Origin of the sequence: Caballeronia mineralivorans PML1(12) (assembly GCF_001028175.1) — a bacterium.
In the GTDB taxonomy this organism is placed as follows: domain Bacteria; phylum Pseudomonadota; class Gammaproteobacteria; order Burkholderiales; family Burkholderiaceae; genus Caballeronia; species Caballeronia mineralivorans.
The window spans coordinates 126,595-138,191 of the sequence record NZ_AEJF01000075.1; the positions used below are offsets into that span (position 1 = coordinate 126,595).

At 60.0% G+C, this 11,597-nt stretch carries 6 protein-coding genes; 1 reads left to right on the top strand and 5 read right to left on the bottom strand.

The annotated features are described in order from the left end of the window. Positions 1-2: 2 nt before the first annotated feature. A complete protein-coding gene (gene tdh / locus EOS_RS10580; RefSeq protein WP_047846575.1) occupies positions 3-1,031 on the top strand; it encodes an L-threonine 3-dehydrogenase in 1,029 nt (342 codons plus the stop codon). A gap of 45 nt (positions 1,032-1,076) precedes the next feature. Here the strand turns inward: tdh and EOS_RS10585 are convergent, their stop codons facing one another. The 5 genes from EOS_RS10585 to xylA form a co-directional block, all read right to left on the bottom strand. After that, positions 1,077-5,951 (bottom strand): NAD-glutamate dehydrogenase, encoded by a 4,875-nt coding sequence (locus tag EOS_RS10585; RefSeq protein WP_047846576.1) that lies wholly within the window; start codon positions 5,949-5,951, stop codon positions 1,077-1,079. Between the two features lie 95 nt (positions 5,952-6,046). Continuing rightward, the gene (locus tag EOS_RS10590; protein ID WP_047846577.1) at positions 6,047-7,246 is read right to left on the bottom strand and encodes a sugar ABC transporter permease; all 1,200 of its coding nucleotides are present in this window, start codon (positions 7,244-7,246) and stop codon (positions 6,047-6,049) included. Next, on the bottom strand, positions 7,243-8,799 hold the full coding sequence (gene xylG, locus EOS_RS10595) for a D-xylose ABC transporter ATP-binding protein (RefSeq protein ID WP_047846578.1): 1,557 nt from the start codon (positions 8,797-8,799) through the stop codon (positions 7,243-7,245). Before xylG ends, EOS_RS10590 begins: the two co-directional genes overlap by 4 nt. A 75-nt stretch (positions 8,800-8,874) precedes the next feature. Next, on the bottom strand, positions 8,875-9,903 hold the full coding sequence (xylF, locus tag EOS_RS10600; protein ID WP_047846579.1) for a D-xylose ABC transporter substrate-binding protein: 1,029 nt from the start codon (positions 9,901-9,903) through the stop codon (positions 8,875-8,877). Between the two features lie 253 nt (positions 9,904-10,156). Next, positions 10,157-11,473: a xylose isomerase gene (xylA, locus tag EOS_RS10605; protein WP_047846580.1), complete on the bottom strand. Its 1,317-nt coding sequence runs from the start codon at positions 11,471-11,473 to the stop codon at positions 10,157-10,159. Between the last annotated feature and the right edge of the window lie 124 nt (positions 11,474-11,597).

Sequence of the window (11,597 nt, forward strand, 5' to 3'; positions counted from 1 at the left end):
CCATGAAAGCACTGGCAAAACTAGAACGTGCACCGGGCCTGACGCTGACTCGCGTGAAGAAACCTGAAGTCGGTCATAACGACGTGATGATCCGCATCACGCGCACGGCCATCTGCGGCACCGACATCCATATCTGGAAATGGGACGAGTGGGCGCAGAAGACGATTCCCGTGCCTATGCATGTGGGTCACGAATATGTGGGCGAAATTGTCGAGATGGGGCAGGAAGTGCGTGGCTTTGCGATCGGCGATCGCGTGTCGGGAGAAGGTCATATCACCTGCGGCTTCTGCCGCAACTGTCGTGCGGGGCGTAGGCATCTGTGCCGCAATACCGTGGGCGTAGGCGTCAATCGTCCCGGTGCATTTGCTGAATTTCTCGTCATTCCCGCATTTAACGCGTTCAAGATTCCGCCGGAAATTTCCGACGATCTCGCCGCTATCTTCGATCCGTTCGGCAATGCAACGCATACGGCGCTGTCATTCAATCTCGTCGGCGAGGACGTGCTGATCACGGGTGCCGGGCCGATCGGCATCATGGCCGTGGCGATTGCCAAGCATGTCGGCGCGCGCAATGTGGTCATCACCGATGTGAACGATTATCGGCTGGAGCTTGCCCGCAAGATGGGCGCGACGCGAGCAGTGAATGTATCGGAGACCTCACTGCGCGACGTGATGGCCGAGCTGCACATGACGGAGGGGTTTGACGTCGGGCTTGAAATGTCCGGCGTGCCGAGCGCGTTCACCGGCTTGCTCGAAGCAATGAATCACGGCGGCAAGGTGGCGTTGCTTGGCATTCCGCCGGCGCACATGGCCATCGACTGGACCCAGGTGATTTTCAAGGGACTGGAGATCAAAGGTATCTATGGCCGCGAGATGTTCGAGACCTGGTACAAGATGGTCGCCATGCTGCAAAGCGGGCTCGATCTTTCCCCTATCCTCACGCACAGCTTCGCCGTTGACGACTACGAAGAAGCGTTCGCGACTATGCTCTCAGGCCAGAGCGGCAAGGTGATTCTGGACTGGACCGTTTGAGACCGCGCAGGGCCGGAATCATGTCTATGCTCCGGCCCTACGCGACTACGCGCGTTCCAGCGTCGCTATCTCGCGGACCACAACCAGCAGCATCGAAAGACTCGCACCGGTCGTCGCGCGCAATTCTGCAAGCAAACGTGCGTAACGTTCGACCGCGGCCTCCCTTCTCGACCGCCAGTTTTCAACGATCACTTCGGTTGCATCGATATCGCGTGTCTGTTCGAGCGCGCTGATCGTCAGTGCGCGCTTGAGCCGCGCGAGTTCTTCCAAAGCAGCCGCCCGCGCGAGCAGATCCCAGTGAGTGGACGCCGGCAACGCCATCGCACGCTCGGCGATCCAGCCGTAGTTCAGCAACGTGCCTATAGCGAAGTAAACGCTCGCGACCACCTCGAGACTACGGCCGCAACTTGCCGCCACTTCGGCACTATCGAGCACGGCAGTCGGTATCTCTCCGCTCGCCGCCTGCGCCGCCAATACCTCTTCGACGCCCGCTTCCTCCAGCACGCGGCGCCGTTCTGTCCATTCTTCGAGCTCTCCGGTAGGGAGCAAGGCCGGCAACTGCGGAGCAAGCCTTTGCGCGGCCTCACGACACCGCGCGACCCGCTCGGCCGCGAGACTAGCGTCCTCCGTCGATACCTTCAGGTGACGCAGGAACCAGAGCGTCGCGCCCTCAAGCAAACGCACCACATCGACAAACATGCGTGCCTGCACTTCGTCGGCGACGCGATTGTCGAGTGCGTCGATATTGCGCCAGATCTCGTTCAGATCGAATACATCGCGCGCCATGATGCAGGCGCGCACAATCTCGCTCGGACATGCATCGGTCTCCTCCATCAACCGATGCACGAAGGTGCAGCCAACCCGGTTGATCAACGCATTCGTCAAGTGTGTGGCGAGAATTTCACGCCTGAGCGGATGGCGCTGCATCGGTTCGCTGTAGCGCGCCTGCAGGGGCAGCGGGAAATACTCGGGCAGCATGCTGGCGACAAGCGGGTCCTCTGGAACATCGGAGGCAAGCAACTCGTCGTACAGCCACATCTTGCTATAGGCAAGCAGCACAGCGCGCTCGGGCGACGTGAGCCCTTGTTTGGCCGCCTGACGTTCGGTGATCTCTTCATCGGAGGGCAGGAATTCGATCTTGCGTTTCAGCCGACCCGCGCGTTCCAGCCAACGCATCAGCCTCGCCTCGGCGTCAAGCATCTCGGCCACGTAGCGGTTCGCGATCGATAACGCCTGCGTCTGCGCATAGTTGTCCTTCAGCACGAGCAAGCCGACTTCATCGGTCATCTCGGCGAGCAGCGCGTTACGCTGCTTTTCGGTCATCTCACCGTCGGCCACGACAAGGCCCAGCAGGATCTTGATGTTCACCTCATGGTCCGAGCAGTCCACGCCCGCGGAATTGTCGATGGCATCGGTATTGATGCGTCCGCCTTGCTGCGCGTATTCGATCCGGCCAAGCTGCGTCACGCCAAGATTGCCGCCTTCGGCAACTACCTTGCAGCGCAGTTCCGAGCCGTTGACGCGCACTGAGTCATTGGTGCGGTCACCAACCTGTGCATGGGTCTCGCGCATCGACTTAACATACGTGCCCACGCCGCCGTTGTACAGCAGATGGACGTCTGCCAACAAAATCGCGCGGATCAGTTCGTTCGGCGCGAGCGTCGGCGCTGTTACGCCGAGCGCGGCCTGGACCTGCTTCGATAGCGCAATCGTCTTTGCCGTTCGCGGGAAGACACCGCCACCGGCTGAAATCAGCCCGACGTCATAGTCTGCCCAGCTTGAACGCGGTAGTGCGAACAGCCGTTCGCGTTCATTGAAACTCGCGACGGTATCGGGATCGGGATCGAGGAAGATGTGGCGATGATCGAACGCCGCGATCAGGCGGATATGACGCGAGAGCAGCATGCCGTTGCCGAATACATCGCCCGACATATCGCCGATACCGACCACGTTGAAATCCGTCGTCTGGGTGTCGAGACCCATCTCGCGCGAATGCCGCTTCACCGACTCCCACGCGCCGCGCGCGGTGATCGCCATTCTCTTGTGGTCGTAGCCTACTGAACCGCCCGAAGCGAAGGCGTCATCGAGCCAAAAACCATATTCATGCGCGATGGCGTTGGCGTAGTCGGAGAACGTGGCCGTGCCTTTATCGGCCGCAACGACCAGGTACGGGTCGTCGGGATCGTGGCGCACGGTGTCGGGCGGCGGCACGATGACACCGGCCACGCGGTTGTCCGTCACGTCGAGCAGACCGCGCAGGAACATCTGATAGCACGCCACACCTTCACGCGCGAACGCTTCACGATCGGTCAGCGGCGGCGGGTTCTTCACCACAAATCCACCCTTCGATCCAACCGGCACGATCACGGTATTTTTCACCATCTGCGCCTTCATGAGGCCGAGCACTTCAGTGCGAAAATCTTCTCGACGATCTGACCAGCGCAAGCCACCGCGCGCGACCTTGCCGCCTCGCAAGTGCACCCCTTCGACGCGTGGCGCATAGACCCAGATCTCAAACATTGGCTTGGGTTCAGGCAAGCCTGGCACCATCGACGGATCGAGTTTGAATGACAGATAAGGTTTTGGCTTACCTTCGGCATCCTTACGAAAATGATTGGTCCGCACCGTCGCGTTGATGACACCCAGGAACTGCCGTAGGATGCGGTCTTCGTCGAGATTGGGTACGTTGTCCAGCGCGGTTTCTATTTCGGCAAGCACATGCTGCGTGCGTGTGTCGCGAAGTTCACGGCTTTGGGGTTCATCGCTGGCCGAGCCGGGAAGTGCCGGATTGAAGCGCACCAGGAACAGCTCAAGCAACTTGCGCGCGATCGCCGGATTGCCGGTCAGCGCGCGTTCTATGTAGGCGTCGCTGAACGTCGATCCTACTTGCCGCAGGTATTTCGCGTAAGCGCGCAGGATGGTGACGTCGCGAGCGCCAAGTTGCCCGCGCAGGACCAGCCGGTTGAAATCGTCGTTCTCGACTTCACCGGTCCAGACACTCGCGAACGCGTTCTCGAACAGCTCCTTGACGCGATCGATGTCAAATTCCACATCGTCGGCAAGCTCCAGGCCGAAGTCGTGTATCCAGGCGTGCGGCGCACCAAGCGGTTCGATGCGGTAAGGCCGTTCTTCATCCACGCGCACGCCAAGATGCTCCAGCATCGGCAGGCTATGCGACAGCGCGATCGGATCGCCCACGCGATACACCTTGAAACGAAACGCCCGCCGCCCCGCTTCAATGGGCCGGTAAAGACTCATCGCCAAACCGCCCGCCCTCACCTGCGTCTGTTCGATCAGTTCGATATCGCGCACCGCGGTACGCGCCGGATAATCTTCGCGATAACCGGCCGGGAAGGAATCCGCATATCGATTCAATAGCCGGTTGCCCTGCTCTTCACCGAAACTATCGATCAGCGCATCCGCGAGATCATCCTGCCAGCGGCGCGCAACCTGCACGATGCGTTGTTCGAGTTCGCGTGTATCGGCTTCGGGCATCGCGCCTTTATCCGAACGCACCGTGATATAGATGCGTGCCAGCGGCGACTCGGACAGCAGCGGCGTGAACTCGATGCTCTTGCCGTTGAACGCCTCCATCAGCACTTTCGCAATGCGCTTGCGCAGGTCCGTGTTGAACTTGTCACGCGGCACGAAAACGAGGCACGAGACAAAGCGGTCGAAACGATCGCGCCGCACGAACAGGCGTGTGCGCTGATGTTCCTGCAAGCGCAGCACGCCGAGTGCGATGTCGAACAGGTCGTCCTCATCGGCTTCGAAGAGTTCTTCGCGCGGATATTGCTCGAGCACCGTGACCAGCGACTTGTGCAGATGCCCCTTCGCGAGAAAGCCGGCACGCCTGATGATGTTCGCGCATTTGCGTCGCACGATCGGTATCTCGGACGTGGGAACCAGATACGCGGTCGACGTGTACAAGCCGATAAACCGGCGCTCTCCGATCACCTTGCCGTCCGCGCCAACCCGCTTCACGCCGACATAATCCAGATAACCCGGCCGATGCACGGTCGCTCGCGAATTAGCCTTGGTGAGAAAAATCGGCGCGGAGCCATTGATGATGGCCGCGGCGGCGGGAGGCAATGGCGTGACGTTATCGGCTGTGGGCGGACGCAAGCTTTCGCGCAGCAGTCCCGCGCCGGAACCCGGCACGCCGCGCAGCGCGAAGACGCCATCTTGCGTAATGAGTTCGTAGTCGCGGTGCCCGAGGAAGGTGAAATGATCCGCGACCATCCACTCCAGGAACGCACGAGCCTCTACGCCCTCCGCGCCTGTCTCACGCGTTTTCATTTCACCGATGGTCGAGCGCGCCACCTCGAGGATCTTCGGCCAGTCTTCCACCGCAGCACGCACGTCGCCCAACACACGCGCAATGTCGCTGCGCAGTTCTTCGAGCTTTGCGGCCTCGCTGCATCGGTCCACTTCGAAATGAATAAACGACTCGAGATGCGATTGCGGGTCGCCGCCGTCGACGTGACCCAACGCGATGCGCGTGATCGCGCCGCTTGCGTCGCGGGAGACACGGAACACCGGGTGAATGGCGGAGTGCATCGCCAGGCCGAGACGGTTGACCGCCATGGTCACCGAGTCGACGAGGAACGGCATGTCGTCGTTGACGATCTCCACGATCGTGTGATCGGAGTGCCAGCCGTGTTGTTCGAGGTTGGGGTTGTATACCCGCAGGACCTCGTGGCCTGTCACGAATTTCTGCGCCGTCTGCCAGTGTGCCATAGCGGCGCCGTAGAGATCGGCTATATCGCGGCTCTGGACGTCTTCGGGATCGGCGAGTTCGTAGTAGTGACGCAGGAGTGGGTCTATGACGTTGAACGCGGGCTCTGGCAGCCTCCCCCGTGCAAAGTCGACCACATCGGTAAGGAGATGCGCTACGCGCTCTTCGTTCTTCGTCAGCATGGTCGCTCCCGGATCTAGCACGTTCGGTGCTCGGATTATGCGCCAAGTTTTGTGACACTTGGCCTCCGGTCAAACCACCATTGAAAACCCTGACGCTAACGCTGATTAGACCCCGACACGACATCGATCCACACCGCCAGCACAAGAATGCCGCCCTTCACGATCATCTGCCAATACGAATCGACATCGAGCATCGACATGCCATTGTCCAGGCTCGCCATCACCAGCGCCCCGATCAGCGCGCCATAGACCGTCCCCGAACCACCCCGCATCGAGGTCCCGCCGATGAAGCACGCGGCGATGGCATCAAGCTCGCCCATCGTCCCCGCCGAGGGCGATCCGGCTGCCAGCCGCGCCGTGTTGACCAGCCCGGCAAGCGCACACATCAGCCCCATCAACGCAAAGATCATCAGCTTCACGCGGTTTGTATTCACTCCCGACAAACGCGTGGCCTCAAGGTTTGAACCGACTGCATAAATGCGCCGGCCGAACACCGTCTGCGTCGCGATATAGGTGAAAATACCGAGCAGCGCAAGCAGCAGCAATACGGGTACGGGAATACCGCCGTACCGGTTCAACGTGGTCACGAACGCGAGCAGCACGAGCCCCGCCGCGACGATCTTCACGCCGTCCTGCCAGAGCGGCACGACCGGCAAGTTATAGCGCAAGCGGTTCTGCCGCTGGCGCACGGTCAGTGTCACCAGCAGTACGAACAGCACAACGGCCAGCGCATTGCCCGCCATCCGCGGCAGATAACCCTGGCCGATAAACACCAGATGGTCGGAGACCGGCGCGATCGTCGAACCGCCTGTCACACCGAGCAGCACACCGCGATACGCCAGCATGCCGCCGAGCCCCACAATGAACGACGGCACCCGCAAATAGGTCGACCACCAGCCGTTGAACATGCCGATCGCGATGCCAAGCAGCATGACCGCCGGCACGGTGAACTGGATCGGCCAGTGATGCGAGACATCCAGAATCGCGGCCACGCCGCCGAGCAACCCGAGCAACGAACCCACCGACAAATCGATCTCGCCCGAGATGATCACAAAGACCATGCCGCACGCGAGCATGCCGGTGATCGACATCTGCCGCAGCAGGTTTGAAAGATTGCGCGGTGTGACGAACGCGCCATCGGTGAGGAAGGAAAAGAAGATCCAGATGACCGTCACTGCAAGCAGCAACGCCAGCAGCTTATAACGCGTGAACAGTTGCCTGAAGCGTTGCCCGGATGATGCGCTCGCACCGCTGGTGGCGCTGCGTTTCGGAGACGAAGTGACGTCAGGAGTCATGCGACGCTCGCTTGAAAAGAGGGGGTCTGAGGGGTCGCGCGGATGGCCGCCGCCAGGATATGTTCTTGCGTGAGCCCAACATTAACGAAGTCGCCGCGTAGTTGACCCTCGCCTATCACCAGCACGCGGTCGCTTACACCAAGCACTTCATTCAGTTCAGACGACACCACGATAATCGACACACCGCGCCGGGCCAGCGCGAACATCAGCTTGTATATCTCGAACTTGGCGCCGACGTCGACGCCGCGCGTGGGTTCGTCGAGAATAAGGATTGCCGGGTCGGTCAGCAGCATCTTGGTCAGCACGGCCTTCTGCTGATTGCCACCCGACAGGCTGGCGATAGACAACATCGGCGTGGCGGCGCGTACGGAGAGGCGCTTCATCTCGGTATGAATCGTGTCGAGTTCAGCAGCGGAATCGATCCGGCCACCCTTCGCAAAACGGTTCAGCACAGCAAGCGTGATGTTATGTCCCACCCCGAGTTGCGGCACGATGCCGTGGCGCTTGCGGTCTTCGGGCACCATGCCGATGCCGGCATCGATCGCATTGGCCGGCGTCTTGATCTTGAGGCGCTTGCCGTTCAGATAAACCTCCGCCTCACTGATGCCCGGATAAGCCCCGAAGATCGCCTGCATCAGTTCGGTCCGCCCCGCGCCGACCAGGCCCGCAACGCCAAGAATCTCGCCTTTGCGCAGCGAGAACGAGACATTGTCCACACGCTTTCGCCGCGAGTTGGTTACGTCAAAACACGTGACGTTGCGCGCCTCGAAGATCACTTCGCCAATGTCATGCGGCTCGCGCGGGAACAGGTTCTTGATCTCGCGGCCGACCATCATCGCGATGATGCTGTCGGTGCTCAGATCCTTCATTGGCTGCGTGGCGACATGCTTGCCGTCACGGATCACGGTGATGGTGTCGCAGACGGCTTCCACTTCGTCGAGCTTGTGCGAGATGTACACACACGCCACGCCGCGCTTCTTCAGATCGCGCACGATATCCAGCAAGATCCGTATCTCGCTTGCTGTCAGCGAGGACGACGGTTCATCCAGGATCAGCAGCTTCGCGCGCTTGTTCAACGCCTTGGCGATCTCGATCAGTTGCTGATGGCCGCCACCGTAGTTCATCACGGGCTGCGCCACGTTGATGCCGCTGATGTTCAGTTCGCGCAGCAGTTCGTCGGCGCGCTGATACATCGCCGCATAGTTCATGCGGCCGCCGCTCAGCGTGATCTCGTTACCGAGGAAGATGTTCTCCGCCACCGACAACTGCGGCACCAGCATCAGCTCCTGATGAATGATGACGATACCCGCATCCTCCGTATCGCGGATATTGGCGGCCCGTAAAGGCTCACCTTCCCAGCGAATTTCGCCTTCCCACGTACCGTGCGGATAGACGCCGGACAACACCTTCATCAGGGTCGATTTTCCTGCGCCGTTTTCGCCGCACAAACCGACGCATTCCCCCGGCGCGACGACGAGATCGATCCCGTCGAGCGCCTTCACGCCGCCAAACGTCTTGACGATGCCGTGCATTTCCAGCAGCGGGTTTGCCATGCAGTTTTTATCCTGGACAGTGAATCCGCGTGAAGGCCTGTGCGGCCTTCACGCCCTGCGTGACGCAGCAGGTTATTAATTTCCCGCCAACTGGGCCTGCGTGTAGAAACCGTCCTTCACCACCGCATCGACATTGCTCTTCGTCAGGAGCGTCGGCTGCAGCAACACGGTGTTGACCTGCTTCATGCCGTTGTCATATTTAGCGTTGTAGGCCGGTTGCTGCCCTTTAGCCAGATCCACCGCAAGTTTGGCGGCTTCGCCCGCAATCAGCTTGAGCGGCTTGTAGACGGTCATGGTCTGCGTGCCTCCCACCAGACGCTTGACCGCCGCAAGATCCGCATCCTGGCCGGAAATAGGTACCTTGCCTGCAAGGTGTTGCGCGGCCAGCGCCTGGATGGCGCCGCCGGCCGTGCCATCGTTAGACGCGACAATGGCGTCGATCTTGTTGTTGTTCGCGGTAAGCGCGTCTTCGGTGATGCGCAGCGCGGTCGCCGCGCTCCATTCTGGCACCCATTGCTGGCCGACAATCTTGATGTCGCCGCGGTCGATTGCCGGCTTCAGGATCTTCATCTGCCCTTCACGCAGCATCTTCGCGTTGTTGTCGGTCGGTGCGCCGCCGAGCAGGAAGTAGTTGCCCTTCGGCTGCGCGTTGAACACGCCTTGTGCCTGCATTTCGCCGACCTTCTCATTGTCGAAGGAGATGTAGGCGTCCACATCGGCGTCGAGGATCAGGCGGTCATACGACACCACCTTGATGCCTGCCTTCTTTGCTTCGGCCACTACGTTGCCGAGCGTTTTCGAATTGAACGGCACGATCACGATGACATCGACGCCACGCGAGATCAGGTTTTCAATCTGCGATATCTGCCGTTCTTCGCTGGCATCGGCGGATTGCACGGACACTTTGGCGCCCAGCTTCGTGGCGGCGGCAACGAAATAATCACGATCGCGCGACCAGCGCTCGACCCGCAGATCGTCAATACAGAAGCCAATTTCAGGCTTGTCCTTGCTTGCGTGAGCCAGGGACGGAAGCACGGTCAAACTTGCGAACATCGCTCCACAGACTAGCGATCCGAGCACGGCACGGCGTTTTGCGGACTTCATGTCTCACTCCTTTTTATGGTTGACTAGCCGATACGTCTCCCTGCGTGGCCGGTCAGGGCAACGCATAGGCGAGAGAGGAGACGTCGGCGGAATCTACTGCTTGCGCCGCGATCCATGTTCGCGGTCGTTGGTTTTACAGAAGCTTGTCTCTTGATTTTGTCGTTAGCTTGGGCCTTCATTCGCCTTGGACGCAATTGCGAAATCGGCCGGGCCGCTTAATGATTTTAGATGCGGATTTTGCAGGGTAAGCGTGTCACTTATAGATTGCCCTGTTCACGATATTTTCGAGTTGCTCCTGTTGGCCGCTCACATGCTGAGGGTTAACGCGACGTGCCAGCGCGTCAATGGCCAGTGATTCGAGAGAGTAACCGCCCGAGAGAATCTTGCGGCCGAATTCCGTGTCCCATCCCGCATAACGCTGGTTCTTGAACTCCGCAAGCTTGTCGTTCTCGACCAGCGTAGCCGCCCGTTCCAGAGCGATCGCTATGACGTCGATCGCGCCGATATGACCATAGAACAAGTCCTCCGGCGCCACGCTCTGACGCCGCACTTTGGCATCGAAATTCATACCGCCCGTGCTAAAGCCCCCGTGCCTCAGGATCTCATACAGCGCCAGCGTCAACTCTTCAACGCTGTTCGGAAACTGGTCGGTGTCCCAGCCGTTTTGCGGATCGCCCCGATTCGCGTCGACACTGCCAAAGATGCCGAGCGCGTAAGCCGTCGCAATCTCGTGATGGAACGAATGCCCCGCGAGCGTTGCGTGATTCGCTTCAATGTTCACGCGGATTTCATTTTGCAAACCGAACTGTGCGAGAAAGCCGTGGACCGTCGCCACGTCGTAGTCGTATTGGTGTTTGGTCGGTTCCTGCGGTTTCGGTTCGATCAGCAAAGCGCCCTTGAAACCGGTCTTGTGCTTGTGCTCGACCACCATGTTGAGAAAACGCCCAAGCTGATCGCGCTCGCGCTTGAGGTCGGTGTTCAGCAGTGTGTCGTAACCCTCGCGGCCGCCCCACAGGACATAGTTTTCGCCCCCAAGCCTATGGGTAGCCTCCAGCGCCTGGAACACTTGCGTGGCCGCGAACGCAAACACTTCCGGGTTGGGATTGGTCGCAGCGCCTGCGGCATAACGCGGGTGCGAGAACAGATTCGCCGTGCCCCATAACAGCTTGATGCCGGTTTCTTCCTGCTTGGCCGCCAGATAGTCCGTGACGCCTTTGAAGTTGTTGACGTAGTGTTTGATGCTGTCGCCTTCGGGCGCCACGTCTGTGTCATGGAAGGTGTAATACGGCGCACCCAGCTTCGAGAAAAATTCGAACGCGGAGTCGGCTTTCACATGAGCCCGTTCGATTGCGTCGCCGGGCTGCTGCCACGGCCGGTGAAACGTGCCCTGCCCGAACATGTCCACGCCGGGCCATACGAACGTGTGCCAGTAACAGACCGCCAGCCGCAAGTGATCTTCCATGCGCTTGCCGAGAACAAGCTTGTCGCGGTCGTAATGGCGGTAGGCTAAAGGATTGTCGGACTGCGGGCCTTCGTAACGCACGGCGGGCAGATGCTCGAAATACGACATGGACGTCTCCTTCTTTTAATGTGGCCCCATGCTGCCAGCTTCGCCCCGCACCCAGCAATTGCGAAATCCGCCAGCGCTCATGGTGTTTCTTCAGCTTAGTGGAAATCAGGCTGGCGGTCAGCCG

Coding starts and splice junctions, on each gene's coding strand:
- tdh (WP_047846575.1), top strand. CDS start 3: ATGAAAGCACTGGCAAAACTAGAACGTGCACCGGGCCTGACGCTGACT.
- xylA (WP_047846580.1), bottom strand. CDS start 11,473: ATGTCGTATTTCGAGCATCTGCCCGCCGTGCGTTACGAAGGCCCGCAG.
- xylG (WP_047846578.1), bottom strand. CDS start 8,799: ATGGCAAACCCGCTGCTGGAAATGCACGGCATCGTCAAGACGTTTGGC.
- xylF (WP_047846579.1), bottom strand. CDS start 9,903: ATGAAGTCCGCAAAACGCCGTGCCGTGCTCGGATCGCTAGTCTGTGGA.
- EOS_RS10585 (WP_047846576.1), bottom strand. CDS start 5,951: ATGCTGACGAAGAACGAAGAGCGCGTAGCGCATCTCCTTACCGATGTG.
- EOS_RS10590 (WP_047846577.1), bottom strand. CDS start 7,246: ATGACTCCTGACGTCACTTCGTCTCCGAAACGCAGCGCCACCAGCGGT.